11 protein-coding genes and 2 tRNA genes are annotated in these 15,397 nt (G+C 59.4%); all 13 read right to left on the bottom strand.

What is annotated here, in order from left to right; all coding sequences use genetic code 11:
• Positions 1 to 82: 82 nt before the first annotated feature.
• The 13 genes from fusA to FURADRAFT_RS19435 all read right to left on the bottom strand — a co-directional run bounded on the left by fusA (position 83) and on the right by FURADRAFT_RS19435 (position 15,395).
• Entirely contained in the window at positions 83 to 2,182 is a 2,100-nt protein-coding gene (gene fusA, locus FURADRAFT_RS19495) for an elongation factor G (RefSeq protein WP_008955890.1), read from the bottom strand.
• A 27-nt stretch (positions 2,183 to 2,209) separates the two neighbouring features.
• Positions 2,210 to 2,680, bottom strand: coding sequence for a 30S ribosomal protein S7 (gene rpsG / locus FURADRAFT_RS19490; RefSeq protein ID WP_008955889.1), 471 nt, complete (start codon positions 2,678 to 2,680; stop codon positions 2,210 to 2,212).
• 107 nt (positions 2,681 to 2,787) lie between these two features.
• Positions 2,788 to 3,159 carry a 30S ribosomal protein S12 gene (gene rpsL, locus FURADRAFT_RS19485; RefSeq protein ID WP_008955888.1) on the bottom strand — a complete coding sequence of 124 codons (372 nt, stop codon included), beginning with the start codon at positions 3,157 to 3,159 and terminating at the stop codon, positions 2,788 to 2,790.
• A gap of 161 nt (positions 3,160 to 3,320) precedes the next feature.
• On the bottom strand, positions 3,321 to 7,514 hold the full coding sequence (rpoC, locus tag FURADRAFT_RS19480) for a DNA-directed RNA polymerase subunit beta' (protein WP_008955887.1): 4,194 nt from the start codon (positions 7,512 to 7,514) through the stop codon (positions 3,321 to 3,323).
• A gap of 60 nt (positions 7,515 to 7,574) precedes the next feature.
• Positions 7,575 to 11,750: a DNA-directed RNA polymerase subunit beta gene (gene rpoB, locus FURADRAFT_RS19475; protein ID WP_008955886.1), complete on the bottom strand. Its 4,176-nt coding sequence runs from the start codon at positions 11,748 to 11,750 to the stop codon at positions 7,575 to 7,577.
• Positions 11,751 to 11,907: 157 nt separating this feature from the next.
• The gene (rplL, locus tag FURADRAFT_RS19470) at positions 11,908 to 12,279 is read right to left on the bottom strand and encodes a 50S ribosomal protein L7/L12 (RefSeq protein ID WP_008955885.1); all 372 of its coding nucleotides are present in this window, start codon (positions 12,277 to 12,279) and stop codon (positions 11,908 to 11,910) included.
• 36 nt (positions 12,280 to 12,315) lie between these two features.
• The gene (gene rplJ / locus FURADRAFT_RS19465) at positions 12,316 to 12,813 is read right to left on the bottom strand and encodes a 50S ribosomal protein L10 (RefSeq protein ID WP_008955884.1); all 498 of its coding nucleotides are present in this window, start codon (positions 12,811 to 12,813) and stop codon (positions 12,316 to 12,318) included.
• Positions 12,814 to 12,899: 86 nt separating this feature from the next.
• Positions 12,900 to 12,974: transfer RNA gene (locus tag FURADRAFT_RS19460), tRNA-Thr, on the bottom strand.
• Positions 12,975 to 13,135: 161 nt separating this feature from the next.
• Positions 13,136 to 13,831, bottom strand: a complete 696-nt coding sequence (gene rplA, locus FURADRAFT_RS19455; protein WP_008955883.1) for a 50S ribosomal protein L1 — start codon at positions 13,829 to 13,831, stop codon at positions 13,136 to 13,138.
• A complete protein-coding gene (gene rplK, locus FURADRAFT_RS19450; RefSeq protein ID WP_008955882.1) occupies positions 13,831 to 14,262 on the bottom strand; it encodes a 50S ribosomal protein L11 in 432 nt (143 codons plus the stop codon). The genes rplA and rplK overlap by 1 nt, the downstream gene beginning before the upstream one ends.
• Positions 14,263 to 14,361: 99 nt before the next feature.
• Complete coding sequence (gene nusG / locus FURADRAFT_RS19445) at positions 14,362 to 14,895, bottom strand: transcription termination/antitermination protein NusG (RefSeq protein WP_008955881.1); 534 nt, start codon at positions 14,893 to 14,895, stop codon at positions 14,362 to 14,364.
• Between the two features lie 2 nt (positions 14,896 to 14,897).
• Complete coding sequence (secE, locus tag FURADRAFT_RS19440; RefSeq protein WP_008955880.1) at positions 14,898 to 15,251, bottom strand: preprotein translocase subunit SecE; 354 nt, start codon at positions 15,249 to 15,251, stop codon at positions 14,898 to 14,900.
• A 68-nt stretch (positions 15,252 to 15,319) separates the two neighbouring features.
• Positions 15,320 to 15,395: transfer RNA gene (locus FURADRAFT_RS19435), tRNA-Trp, on the bottom strand.
• Positions 15,396 to 15,397: the final 2 nt, after the last annotated feature.

Raw genomic sequence — 15,397 nt, 5'->3', positions numbered from 1 at the left:
TTTTGCCATTTTGCAAAATTCCTTAATTAAAGAACAACAGATCAGGTTGGCCGAAGAGGACTTCAGCCAACCTCAGCGCGCATTACTTCTTGGCGTTCATGACGGTATCAGCGACGTGCTTCGGCGCCTCGGAGTAGTGCTTGAACTCCATGGAGTACGTAGCACGACCCTGGGTTGCCGAACGCAGGTCGGTCGAGTAACCGAACATCTCGGCCAGCGGTACTTCAGCCTTGATCTTCTTGCCACCCAGGCCGTCGTCATCCATACCCTGAACGATGCCACGACGACGGTTCAGGTCGCCCATCACGTCGCCCATGTACTCTTCCGGCGTTTCCACTTCCACGGCCATCATCGGCTCGAGGATGCACGGACCGGCACGGCGCATGGCTTCCTTGAATGCAATAGAACCAGCCAGTTCGAAGGCGATCTGCGAAGAGTCGACATCGTGGTAGGAACCGAAAGTCAGACGTACAGTCACGTCAACCACCGGGAACCCAGCCAAAATACCGTTGTTCAGCGAGTTACGGATACCCTTGTCAACGGAAGGAATGAATTCGCGAGGAATCACACCACCCTTGATCTCGTCGATGAACTTGTAGCCCTGACCTTCGCCGGACGGTTCCAGAGTGATCGTACAATCACCGTACTGACCCTTACCACCAGACTGCTTGGCATGCTTACCCTGCACGTCAGTAACAGTCTTGGTGATGGTTTCACGGTAGGCCACCTGCGGGGCACCGACGTTGGCTTCCACGCCAAATTCGCGCTTCATGCGGTCAACCAGAATTTCCAGGTGCAGCTCACCCATACCGGAAATAATGGTCTGGCCCGATTCTTCGTCGGTACGCACGCGGAACGACGGGTCTTCCTTGGCCAGGCGGTTCAGGGCAACACCCATCTTTTCCTGGTCGGCCTTGGTCTTCGGCTCAACGGCAACGTGAATCACCGGGTCCGGGAATTCCATGCGTTCCAGAATCAGCGGAGCATCAAGCGAGCACAGGGTTTCGCCGGTGGTGACTTCTTTCAGACCGATGGCAGCGGCGATGTCGCCAGCGCGAACTTCTTCGATCTCTTTACGGTCGTTGGCGTGCATCTGCACGATACGACCGATACGCTCTTTCTTGCCCTTGACCGTGTTCAGCACGGTGTCGCCGGACTTCACCACGCCCGAGTAGACGCGGAAGAAAGTCAGCTGACCGACGTACGGGTCGTTCATCAGCTTGAATGCCAGTGCCGAGAAGTGCTCGTCGTCGGAGGCCTTGCGGGTGGTCGGGGTGCCGTCGTCCAGCTCACCCGGCACCGGCGGAACGTCCAGCGGGCTCGGCAGCAGATCGATCACGGCATCCAGCATGCGCTGCACACCCTTGTTCTTGAACGCGGAACCGCACAGCATCGGCTGGATTTCGCAGCGCAGGGTACGCTGACGCAGGCCGTCGACGATTTCTTCCTCGGTCAGCGTCTCGCCGCCCAAGTACTTGTCCATCATCTCGTCGCTGACTTCAGCAGCAGCTTCAACCATCTTCTCGCGCCACTCTTCGGCTACGGAAACCAAGTCGGCCGGGATCTCACCGTATTCGAACTTCATGCCCTGGGACGCTTCGTCCCAGATGATGGCTTTCATCTTCAAGAGGTCAACCACACCCTCGAAGCCATCTTCGGCACCGATCGGCACTACGATAGGCACCGGGTTGCCGCGCAGACGGGTTTTCACCTGTTCTACGGCACGGAAAAAGTTGGCACCCTGACGGTCCATCTTGTTCACGAAGGCGATACGCGGAACCTGGTACTTGTTGGCCTGACGCCATACGGTTTCCGACTGCGGCTGCACACCGCCCACCGCGCAGTAAACCATCACGGCGCCGTCCAGCACACGCATGGAACGCTCTACCTCGATGGTAAAGTCCACGTGTCCCGGGGTGTCGATGATGTTGAAGCGGTGCTCCGGATACTGCAGGCCCATACCCTTCCAGAACGTGGTGGTAGCGGCGGAGGTAATGGTGATACCACGCTCCTGCTCTTGCTCCATCCAGTCCATGGTGGCGGCGCCGTCGTGAACTTCACCAATCTTGTGGTTCACACCGGTGTAAAACAGAATACGCTCGGTAGTAGTGGTCTTACCGGCGTCAATGTGAGCGCTGATACCAATGTTACGGTAGCGCTCGATAGGAGTTTTCCTAGCCACGGCCAAAACCTTCTCGGTGGGTTTAACTTAGAAACGGAAGTGCGAGAACGCCTTGTTGGCTTCGGCCATGCGGTGAACTTCTTCACGCTTCTTCATGGCGCCGCCACGGCCTTCGGCCGCGTCGATCAGTTCACCGGCCAGACGCAGGTCCATGGATTTTTCACCGCGCTTGCGGGCTGCATCGCGCAACCAGCGCATAGCGAGCGCCATACGGCGTGCCGGACGCACCTCAACTGGAACCTGATAGTTTGCACCACCTACGCGGCGGCTCTTCACTTCGACAACCGGCTTGGCATTGGACAGTGCGGTATTGAACACTTCAATGGCATTCTTGCCGGTTTTCTTTTCAATCTGGTCCAGCGCGCCGTAGATAATGCGCTCTGCAACGGATTTCTTGCCGTCAATCATCACGACGTTCATGAATTTGGAGAGATCCTGGCTACCGAACTTCGGATCCGGCAGGATTTCGCGCTTGGGGACTTCTCTGCGTCTTGGCATGGTAATTCCTTAAATCAATTCAGTTGAGCTTGAAGCTCATGGCGCCCAGTGGAGCAACCACTTACTCGACGGTATGTCACCGCCGTTCACGTTCCGAGGCTAGCGACTTACTTAGGACGCTTGGCACCGTACTTGGAACGGGACTGCTTACGGTCTTTCACGCCAGCGGTATCCAGCGAACCGCGAACGGTGTGGTAACGCACACCCGGCAAGTCTTTTACACGACCGCCACGGATCAGCACCACGGAGTGTTCCTGCAGGTTGTGGCCTTCACCACCGATGTAGGAAATCACTTCGAAACCGTTGGTCAGACGAACCTTGCACACTTTACGCAGTGCGGAGTTCGGCTTTTTCGGGGTCGTGGTGTAAACACGGGTGCACACACCGCGCTTCTGCGGGCAGGCCTCCAGCGCCGGCACCTTGCTCTTCGCTTGTTCAGCGAGGCGGCCTTTGCGCACGAGTTGGTTGATGGTTGGCATTACTATCAGTTCCTTGTTGAGTCATGGACGGCAACATGCCGCCCAGAAGGACGGAGGATTATATTTTAAGCAGTCTTACAGCGTCAATGAAAAGACGCTGCCTCCCAACGTTAACCGTTGAAAGGACAGCGTTTTTTCAACACTTCAGCAACAGCAGGCGTTTACTCGTTGCCTTCGAGCGTCTCCATTTGCGGCTCCAGCAGCTGCTGGTCGGCCCCGCCCTCGCCGCCCGGCGCATGACGGCGACGGTTGCGGTGGTAGGCCAGACCGGTACCAGCCGGAATCAGACGACCGACGATGACGTTTTCCTTCAGGCCACGCAGGTCGTCCTTCTTGCCCATGATCGCCGCTTCGGTCAGCACGCGCGTGGTTTCCTGGAACGACGCTGCCGAGATGAAGGAGTCGGTCGACAGCGAGGCCTTGGTGATACCCAACAGGACGTTGTCGTAATGCGCCGGTTCCTTGCCTTCGGCCAACATCTCGTCGTTCTTCGCCAGTACTTCAGCACGCTCGACCTGCTCGCCCTGGATGAAGTCGGTATCGCCCGAATCGGTGATGACGACGCGACGCAGCATCTGGCGAATGATCACCTCGATGTGCTTGTCGTTAATCTTCACACCCTGCAGACGATACACTTCCTGCACTTCCTGGACGATGTAGCGCGCCAGCGCCTCGATACCCTGCAGGCGCAGGATGTCGTGCGGATCGACGGCACCGTCGACGATCAGTTCGCCGCGGTTCACCACCTGACCATCGTGCACCAGGACGTGCTTGTCTTTCGGGATCAGGCTCTCGAAGCCGTTGCCGTCCAGATCCGTAATGATCAGACGCTGCTTGCCCTTGGTGTCCTTACCGAACGACACGGTACCGGTGACTTCGGCCAGCATGCCGGCGTCTTTCGGCGAACGCGCTTCGAACAGCTCGGCCACACGCGGCAGACCACCGGTAATGTCGCGGGTCTTGGTCGATTCCTGCGGAATACGCGCCAGTACTTCGCCCTTGCCCACTTCCTGACCGTCGCGCACGGTAATGATGGCACCCACCTGGAAGGTGATCGAGACCGACGAATCGGAACCGGCGAGCTTCACTTCGGTGCCGAACTCGTCGAGCAGCTTCACCAGCGGACGCAGCATCTTGGACTGCGAACCAGCGCGGCGCTTCGGATCGATCACCACCAGCGTCGACAGGCCAGTTACTTCATCGGTCTGCTTGGCGACGGTGTTGCCCTCTTCCACGTTCTCGAACTTCACGCGGCCGGCATACTCGGTGATGATCGGACGGGTGTGCGGGTCCCACGTGGCCAGTACGGCGCCGGCCTTGATCACCATGCCGTCGTTGACCAGCAGCGTGGCGCCGTACGGCACCTTGTGACGCTCGCGCTCGCGGCCGATGTCGTCGTGGATCACCACTTCGCCGGAGCGGGTGATGACGATCAGCTCGCCCTTATTGTTGGCCACGTAGCGCATCTGGCTGGAGAAGCGAACGGTACCGTTGGACTTACCTTCCACCTGGCTGGCCGCGGCCGAACGGGATGCCGCACCACCGATGTGGAAGGTACGCATGGTCAGCTGGGTACCCGGTTCACCGATCGACTGGGCGGCGATCACACCGACTGCCTCGCCGGCGTTGACGCGCTTGCCGCGTGCCAGATCGCGACCGTAGCACTTGGCGCACAGACCGTAGCGGGTGTCGCAGGTGATGGCGGTACGTACCTTGACTTCGTCGATGCCCAAGCTGTCGATCATTTCGACCAGATACTCGTCGAGCAGCGTGCCGGCTTCGATCACGGTCTCGCTGGTGGACGGATCGACTACGTCGCTGGCGGTAACGCGGCCGAGAATACGGTCGCGCAGCGCTTCGATCACGTCACCACCTTGCAGTACCGCCTTCATCACGAAGCCGTTGGTGGTGCCGCAATCGTCCTCGATCACCACCAGATCCTGCGTCACGTCGACCAGACGACGGGTCAGGTAACCGGAGTTGGCGGTCTTCAACGCGGTATCCGCCAGACCCTTACGGGCACCGTGGGTCGAGATGAAGTACTGCAGTACCGTCAGACCTTCGCGGAAGTTGGCAGTAATCGGCGTTTCGATAATCGAACCGTCCGGTTTCGCCATCAGGCCCCGCATACCGGCCAGCTGCTTGATCTGTGCCGCGGAACCCCGGGCACCGGAGTCGGCCATCATGTAAATGGAGTTGAACGACTCCTGGTCGACTTCCTTGCCGTCCTTGTCCAGCACTTTCTGGGTGGACAGGTCGTCCATCATCGCCTTGGCGATCTTGTCGCCAGTACGGCCCCAGATGTCCACGACCTTGTTGTAGCGCTCGCCATTGGTCACCAGACCCTGGCGATACTGCTCTTCAATTTCCTTCACTTCCTTCTGGGCTTCGCCCAGCAGCTCGACCTTCTTGGCCGGGATCTGCATATCGTCGACGCAGATCGAGATACCACCGCGGGTGGAGAAGGCGAAACCGGTGTACATCAGCTGGTCGGCGAAGATTACCGTGTCGCGGATGCCGCAACGACGGAACGAGGCGTTGATCAGCTTGGAAATTTCCTTCTTCTTCAGCGCCTTGTTGATGTGCTCGAACGGCAGCCCCTTCGGCAGGATGTCCGACAGCAGCGCGCGGCCGACCGTGGTGTCGTAGCGCTTGATCACCGGCTGGAACTCGCCCTGCTCGTCCTTTTCCCACTCGCGCAGACGCACGGTGATGCGGGTAGCCAGCTCAACCTGACGGGTTTCGTAGGCGCGGTGCACTTCCTTGGTGTCGGCAAACACCATGCCTTCGCCCTTGCCGTTCACCTTGTCGCGGGTCATGTAGTACAGACCCAGCACGATATCCTGCGACGGCACGATGATCGGCTCGCCGTTGGCCGGCGACAGCACGTTGTTGGTGGCCAGCATCAGGGTGCGGGCCTCCATCTGTGCTTCCAGCGACAGCGGCACATGAACGGCCATCTGGTCACCGTCGAAGTCGGCGTTGAACGCCGCGCAGACCAGCGGGTGCAGCTGGATCGCCTTGCCTTCGATCAGCACCGGCTCGAACGCCTGAATACCCAGACGGTGCAGCGTCGGCGCACGGTTCAGCAATACCGGATGTTCGCGGATGACGTCTTCGAGGATGTCCCAGACTTCCGGCACTTCCTGCTCAACCAGTTTCTTGGCGGCCTTGATGGTGGAGGCCAGGCCCAGCACTTCCAGCTTGTGGAAGATGAACGGCTTGAACAGTTCCAGTGCCATCTTCTTCGGCAGGCCGCACTGGTGCAGACGCAGGGTCGGACCCACGGTAATCACGGAACGACCGGAATAGTCGACGCGCTTACCCAGCAGGTTCTGACGGAAGCGACCGCCCTTACCCTTGATCATGTCGGCCAGCGACTTCAGCGGACGCTTGTTGGCACCGGTCATGGCCTTGCCACGACGACCGTTGTCGAGCAGCGAGTCAACCGATTCCTGCAGCATGCGCTTCTCGTTGCGCACGATGATGTCCGGCGCGCGCAGTTCCAGCAGACGCTTCAGACGGTTGTTACGGTTGATGACACGGCGGTACAGATCGTTCAGGTCGGAAGTGGCGAAACGGCCACCGTCCAGCGGTACCAGCGGACGCAGTTCCGGCGGCAGCACCGGCAGCACTTCCAGAATCATCCATTCCGGCTTCATGCCGGAACGCAGAAAGGCCTCCAGCACTTTCAGGCGCTTGGCGATCTTCTTGATCTTGGTGTCGGAACTGGTGGCCTCGAGCTCGCGGCGCAGGGTCTCGATCTCGTTGTTCAGGTCCAGGCTGCGCAGCAGTTCGCGCACGGCCTCGGCGCCCATCATGGCCTTGAAGTCGTCGCCGTACTGGTCTTCCTTGTCGAGGAAGTCTTCCTCCGTCAGCAACTGGCCGCGCTGCATCGGGGTCATGCCCGGGTCGGTGACCACGAAGCCTTCGAAGTACAGAACGCGTTCGATGTCGCGCAGGGTCATGTCTAGCACCATGCCCAGGCGGGACGGCAGGCTCTTCAGGAACCAGATGTGTGCGGTCGGGCTGGCCAGTTCGATGTGGCCCATGCGCTCGCGGCGCACCTTGGACAGGGTGACTTCAACGCCGCACTTCTCGCAGATCACGCCGCGATGCTTGAGACGCTTGTACTTGCCGCACAGGCATTCGTAGTCCTTCACCGGCCCGAAGATGCGGGCGCAGAACAGCCCGTCGCGTTCCGGCTTGAAGGTACGATAGTTGATGGTTTCAGGCTTCTTGACCTCACCGTAGGACCAGGAACGGATCTTGTCCGGTGAAGCGATGCCGATCTTAATCGCATCAAACTCTTCTTCTTGCGTAACTTGCTTAAAGAGGTCGAGCAGAGCTTTCATTGCGTCTCCAGTCAGGAGACCGCGCTTCGGCCAAGGTTGGCCGAAGCGCGGCAATCCTAATTAATAACGTTCCAGGTCGATGTCGAGGCCGAGGGAGCGGATTTCCTTCACCAGCACGTTGAAGGACTCCGGCATGCCGGCGTCGATCTTGTGCTCGCCCTTGACGATGTTCTCGTACACCTTGGTACGACCGGTCACGTCGTCGGACTTCACGGTCAGCATTTCCTGCAGGGTGTAGGCGGCGCCGTAGGCTTCCAGCGCCCACACTTCCATCTCACCGAAGCGCTGGCCACCGAACTGCGCCTTACCACCCAGCGGCTGCTGGGTCACCAGCGAGTACGGACCGGTGGAACGGGCATGCATCTTGTCGTCGACCAGGTGATGCAGCTTCAGGTAGTGCATCACGCCGACCGTGACCTTGCGGTCGAAGGCTTCGCCGGAGCGGCCGTCGAACAGCGTCATCTGCGTCTTCGATTCGTTGAAGTCCAGCAGATCGGTCTGCGGGTCCTCGTCCGGATAGGCCAGATCCAGCATCATCTTGATCTCGGCTTCCTTGGCACCGTCGAACACCGGCGTGGCGAACGGCATGCCCTTGGCCAGGTTGCTCGCCAGGTCGAGGATTTCCTCGTCGCTCATGGCGGCGATCTCTTCCGGCTTGCCGGTCTGGTTATAGACGCGCTCCAGGTAACCACGAATGTCGGCCACGGCACGCTGCGACTGCAGCATGCGGTTGACCTGCTCGCCGATACCCTTGCCGGCCCAGCCCAGGTGCACTTCCAGGATCTGACCGATGTTCATACGCGACGGTACGCCCAGCGGGTTCAGCACGATGTCGACCGGACGGCCATCGCCCATGTACGGCATGTCTTCCACCGGCAGGATGCGCGATACCACACCCTTGTTACCGTGACGACCAGCCATCTTGTCACCGGCCTGCAGGCGGCGCTTCACGGCCAGGTAAACCTTAACCATCTTCTGCACGCCCGGCGGCAGCTCGTCACCCTGGGTCAGCTTGCGCTTCTTGTCTTCGAACTTGAGGTCGAATTCTTCACGCTTCTGCGCCAGGCTTTCCTTGATCAGCTCGAGCTGCTTGGCGATGTCTTCGTCGGCCATGCGGATGTCGAACCAGTCGTGCTTGGACGGCAGGCCGTCCAGATATTCGCGATCGATCGCGGTGCCCTTGGCCAGACGCTTCGGACCACCGTTGGCGACCTTGCCCATGATCAGGCGTTCGATACGGCTGAAGGCGTCGTTGTCGAAAATACGCAGCTGGTCGTTCAGGTCGAGGCGGTAGCGCTTCAGTTCGGCGTCGATGATCGACTGCGCACGCTTGTCGCGCTCAATACCTTCGCGGGTGAATACCTGTACGTCGATCACGGTGCCGGTCATGCCGGTCGGCACGCGCAGCGAGGTATCCTTCACGTCGGACGCCTTCTCGCCGAAAATCGCGCGCAGCAGCTTCTCTTCCGGCGTCAGCTGGGTTTCGCCCTTCGGCGTTACCTTGCCCACCAGCACGTCGCCGGCTTCCACTTCGGCGCCGATGTAGACGATGCCGGAATCATCAAGACGGCCGGCCATGCGCTCGGACAGGTTCGGGATGTCGCGGGTGATTTCTTCCGGCCCCAGCTTGGTGTCTCGCGCGACGACCGACAGCTCTTCGATGTGGATCGAGGTGTAGCGGTCTTCGGCCACCACCTTCTCCGAGATCAGGATCGAATCCTCGAAGTTGTAGCCGTTCCACGGCATGAAGGCGATGGTCATGTTCTGACCCAACGCCAGTTCGCCGAGGTCGGTCGAAGCACCATCGGCCACCACATCGCCGCGAGCGATCTTGTCGCCCATCTTCACCACCGGGCGCTGGTTGATGTTGGTGTTCTGGTTGGAGCGCGTGAACTTGGTGAGGTTGTAGATATCCACACCGACTTCACCGGCCAGGGCCTCTTCGTCGTTGACGCGGACCACGATACGGTTGGCATCGACGTAGTCGACCACGCCACCACGGCGCGCCACCACGGTGGTGCCCGAGTCGACCGCCACCGAGCGCTCGATGCCGGTGCCGACGAACGGCTTTTCCGGGCGCAGGCACGGCACGGCCTGACGCTGCATGTTGGCGCCCATCAGGGCACGGTTGGCGTCATCGTGTTCGAGGAACGGAATCAGCGAGGCCGCGACCGACACCACCTGACCGGTGGCCACGTCCATGTACTGCACGCGGTCCGGCGTCGCCAGAATGGTTTCCCCCTTCTCGCGGCAAGTCACCAGTTCGTCGATCAGCGTACCGTCGCTGTCCAGCTCGGCGTTGGCCTGGGCGATGACGTAGCGGCCTTCCTCAATCGCCGACAGGTAATCGATTTCCATCGTCACCTTGCCTTCGATCACCTTACGGTACGGGGTTTCCAGGAAGCCGAACTCGTTGGTACGGGCATAGACCGACAGCGAGTTGATCAGACCGATGTTCGGACCTTCCGGCGTTTCGATCGGGCATACACGGCCGTAGTGGGTCGGGTGTACGTCGCGCACTTCGAAGCCGGCACGTTCGCGGGTCAGACCGCCCGGGCCCAGGGCCGAAACGCGGCGCTTGTGGGTAATTTCCGACAGCGGGTTGGTCTGGTCCATGAACTGCGACAGCTGCGACGAACCGAAGAATTCCTTGATCGCGGCCGATACCGGCTTGGCGTTGATCAGGTCGTGCGGCATCAGGTTGTCGGATTCGGCCTGGTTCAGACGCTCCTTGACCGCGCGCTCGACACGGACCAGACCTGCGCGGAACTGGTTTTCGGCCAGTTCGCCCACCGAACGCACGCGACGGTTGCCGAGGTGGTCGATGTCATCCACTTCGCCACGGCCGTTCTTCAGTTCGCACAGGATGGCGATCACCGACACGATGTCTTCGGTGGTCAGCGTGGCGTCAGCCACGTCGCGACGCTCGGCGAACTTCTCACCGATCAGCGTCTTGAACCACTCCGGGGTCTTGTCGTCGAACTTGTACTGGTAGGTACGGGTGTTGAACTTCATCCGGCCCACGCGCGACAGATCGTAGGTGTCCGGGCTAAAGAACAGACGCTGGAACAGCTGCTCGACAGCGTCTTCGGTCGGCGGTTCGCCCGGGCGCATCATGCGGTAGATCGCTACGCGCGCCTGCAGCCGATCCTGGATGTCGTCCACGCGCAACGTCTGCGCGATGTAGGAGCCCTGGTCCAGGTCGTTGGTGAACAGAACGTCAACCTGCGGAATCTCGGCGAGAGCCAGCTTGGCCAGTATCTCTTCGCTGATTTCCTCGTTGGCACGGGCAATCACTTCACCACTGTCGGTATTCACCACGGCGCGTGCCAGCATCTTGCCCAACAGCGCATCGGACGGTACTTCGATACGGTCGAGGTTGGCCGCGACGATGTCGCGGATGTGCTTGGCGGTGATGCGCTTGTCCTTGGCGACGATCAGCTTGCCGTCCGGCGCCACGATATCGAATTTGGCTACTTCACCCTTGAGGCGGTCGGCCACCACTTTCATGTGGACGCCGTCGTTGCCGAGATAGAAGGTATCGGTATTGTAGAACTCGGAGAGAATCTGCTCTTCGTTGTAGCCCAGCGCCTTCAGCAGGATGGTCACCGGCATCTTGCGGCGACGGTCGATACGGAAGTACAGGTGATCCTTCGGATCGAATTCGAAATCGAGCCAGGAGCCGCGGTAAGGAATCACGCGTGCCGAGAACAGCAGCTTACCCGAGGAATGCGTCTTGCCGCGGTCGTGCTCGAAGAACACGCCCGGGGAACGGTGCAGCTGGGAGACGATGACCCGCTCGGTACCGTTGATGATGAAGGACCCGTTAGTGGTCATGAGCGGAATTTCGCCCATGTAAACTTCATTCTCGCGCACCTCCTTCACCACCGGTTTGGAGGACTCCTTGTCCAGGATAGTCAGGCGAATACGCGCGCGCAACGGCGACGCGTAGGTGATGCCGCGCAGCTGGCACTCCTGAACATCGAACGGGGGCTCACCAAGAATATAGTGTGCGAAATCCAGACGGGCATAGCCGTTGTGGCTCACGATCGGGAAAATCGAATTGAATGCCGCCTGCAGCCCAGCCTCCTTGCGCTGGTCGATAGGCACGCCCAGCTGGAGGAATTCGGTGTACGAATCGATCTGGGTCGCCAACAGGAATGGGACATCGAGAACACTGTCGCGTTTCGCAAAGCTCTTACGAATACGCTTCTTCTCAGTAAACGAATAACTCATAGAGTCTCCATCGAGATGGGGTGGCGCAAGAAATCAAAAGTCAGCAGCCACGCACGCATTGATTGCTGGCTTTTACTTTCTTCGTGTCGGCCAATCACAAGCGCAATAAGGCTGGCGGATTTCTCCGCCAGCCTCACTCATCTTCCGGTCAGGAAGATTACTTCACTTCAGCCTTAGCACCGGCTTCGGTCAGCTGCTTCAGCACTTCTTCGGCTTCAGCCTTGGATACGCCTTCCTTCACAGCCTTCGGAGCGCCGTCTACCAGATCCTTGGCTTCTTTCAGGCCCAGACCGGTGATAGCACGTACAACCTTGATCACGTTGACCTTGTTATCGCCAGCAGCGGACAGGATCACGTCGAATTCGGTCTTCTCTTCAGCAGCGGCAGCGCCACCAGCAGCCGGGCCGGCAACGGCAACGGCAGCAGCGGAAACGCCGAACTTCTCTTCGAACGCCTTAACCAGGTCGTTCAGTTCCATAACGGTCAGGGCGCCAACGGCCTCGAGGATGTCTTCTTTGGTAATTGCCATGTGAAATTCTCCTGAATTCGGAATAAGTCAGATTGATTAAGCCGCCTCGGCTTGCTTCTTCTCGGCAAGGGCTGCCAGGCCGCGGGCGAAGCCGGCCATCGGAGCTTGCAGAACGTAGAGAAGCTTGCTGAGCAGTTCTTCGCGGCTCGGGATCGAGGCCAGCTCAGCTACCTGAGCGGCGTCCAGCACCTTGCCATCGTAAGAACCTGCCTTGATGACGATTTTGTCATCTTGCTTGGCGAACTGTTGCAGCACCTTGGCAGCAGCAACCGGGTCAGCCGAGATACCGTATACGAGCGGACCGACCATCTGGTCAGCCAGGCCCGCGAAGGCGGTGTCGGCCACGGCGCGACGCACCAGCGTGTTCTTCAGAACGCGCAGATACACACCGTTCTCACGTGCTTTCGCACGGAGTTGGGTCATGCTACCAACCTCGATGCCACGATATTCGGCGATAACGAGGGTCTGGGCATCTACCAGTTGGGCAGATACTTCGGCCACTACCGCCTTTTTATCTTCAAGATTGAGACTCAAGGTCTAGCTCCTAGTCTGAAATGAAGCGGCGAACCGCTCCGCTTTGCAGCGGCGACCTGTTCAGGAGACACAGCAGAACTATCTGATGGTGCCCATGGGCGGAATTGAACCGCCGACCTCTCCCTTACCAAGGGAGTGCTCTACCCCTGAGCTACATGGGCCCGTAAGACGTTTTGACAGCCTTCTACTCGGGCACACCGTCTGCGCAGGATGTCTTGCGACGATTAAGCCTTGCGGCTCCTACGGTCTTTGACAATCCGGCGGGCGAAACGCCCGCCGGCCCAAAGTCATGGCAAACCCGGAGGTTTGCCGCACCATCGCATTAAGCGTTGACGGTGCTGGTATCTACGCGCACACCAACACCCATGGTGCTGGATACGGCGATTTTCCGCAGGTACAGGCCCTTGGAAGCAGCCGGCTTGGCTTTCACCAGGGCGTCGACCAGAGCGGACAGGTTTTCACGCAGGGCTTCGGCTTCGAAGGAAGCACGGCCGATGGTAGCGTGAATGATACCTGCCTTGTCGGTACGGTACTGAACCTGACCGGCCTTGGCGTTCTTCACGGCTTCGGCAACGTTCGGGGTCACGGTACCCACCTTCGGGTTCGGCATCAGGCCGCGCGGACCGAGGATCTGGCCCAGTTGACCGACGACGCGCATCGCATCCGGAGAAGCGATAACAACGTCGAAGTCCAGCTGACCAGCCTTGATTTGCTCGGCCAGATCGTCGAAACCGACGATTTCAGCACCCGCAGCCTTGGCGGCTTCGGCGTTGGCGCCTTGAGCAAACACGGCAACACGCACCGACTTACCGGTACCGCGCGGCAGCACTACGGAGCCGCGCACGACCTGGTCGGATTTACGCGGGTCCACACCCAGGTTCACGGCGATGTCGATCGACTCGTCGAACTTGGCGGTAGCCGCTTCTTTTACCAGCGACAGAGCTTCGTCAACAGCGTACAGCTTGTTGGCGTCGATCTTGGCATTCAGAGCCTTCAGGCGCTTGGAAACCTTAGCCATTACACACCCTCCACTTTCAGACCCATGGAACGAGCGGAACCGGCGATGGTGCGCACGGCAGCATCCAGATCGGCAGCGGTCAGGTCCGGGGACTTGGTCTTGGCGATCTCTTCCAGCTGGGCGCGAGTAACGGTACCCACCTTGTCGGTATGCGGCTTCGGGCTACCCTTCTGGATACCAGCGGCCTTCTTCAGCAGGATGGTTGCCGGCGGAGTCTTCATCACGAAGGTGAAGGACTTATCCGCGTAGGCGGTGATCACCACCGGAATCGGCAGACCCGGCTCGACGCCTTGAGTCTGGGCGTTGAACGCCTTGCAGAATTCCATGATGTTCAGACCACGCTGACCCAGCGCCGGACCGATCGGCGGCGACGGGTTGGCTTTACCAGCGGGCACTTGCAGCTTGATATAGCCGACAATCTTCTTTGCCACGATTTAGCTCCTAATACGGGTAGTAACGCAGGCAAGGCGCCCGCTTCCCAGACGAAAGGGCATGATTATACATACCCTCCAACAAACTGCCAAGCAGAATTACAGCTTCTCTACTTGGTTGAAATCCAGCTCAACCGGCGTTTCACGTCCGAAGATCTGCACCGACACGCGAATCTTGTTGCGCTCGTAGTTCACCTCATCGACCGAACCATTGAAGTCGTTGAACGGCCCATCGATGACTCGCACCCTCTCGCCGACCTCGAACAACACCTTCGGCTTCGGCTTTTCCACGCCTTCCTGCATTTGCTGCATGATCGACTCGACTTCCTTCTTGGAAATCGGAGCCGGGCGATTGGCAGTACCACCAACGAAGCCAGTGACTTTCGGCGTGCTCTTCACCAGATGCCAGGTTTCATCGGTCATTTCCATTTCGACCAGCACGTAGCCAGGGAAGAATTTGCGCTCCGAGATGGACTTGCGGCCATTCTTGACGTCAACCACTTCCTCTACCGGCACCAGCACCTGACCGAACAGGTCAGCTACCTCGGAGCGCTCGATACGCTCTCGCAGCGCCTTCTGCACGCTCTTTTCAAAACCCGAATAGGCATGCACCACATACCAACGCTTAGCCATTATTAACCTCGACCGAGAAGCACGTCATAGAACAGCCAGGACAACCCCGAGTCGACCAGCCACATGAATAACGCCAGGATCAATACGAACACGAACACCAGGCCCGTCATCTGCAGGGCCTCCTTACGTGTCGGCCATACCACCTTGCGACCTTCCGCCACCGACTCCTGCGCGTAGCCGACGAAGGCCTTACCTGTCGCCGAAGTCCACACCACGGCAGCCGCCGCAGCCAGACTGACCACAAAGGCCAGCACCCGCAGCACACCCTGGGTTTCCGGAATCATGTAAAAGCCAACAATACCGACAGCGACGATCAGCCCTGCCAGTGCCAGCTTGATTTTGTCTTGCATTTCCATGTGCGGGATTTTCTCTGCGTGAATGCGACAAAAGACCAACCGGCGCGCAAGCGCCGGCTGGTCTTAATTGGCAGGCCAGGAGGGTCTCGAACCCCCAACCCTCGGTTTTGGAGACCGATACTCTACCAATTGAGCTACTGGCCTAA

This window comes from Pseudogulbenkiania ferrooxidans 2002 (assembly GCF_000174355.1).
GTDB classification, from domain to species: Bacteria; Pseudomonadota; Gammaproteobacteria; order Burkholderiales; family Chromobacteriaceae; genus Pseudogulbenkiania; species Pseudogulbenkiania ferrooxidans.
This window is presented reverse-complemented; position numbering and strand designations above follow the sequence as displayed.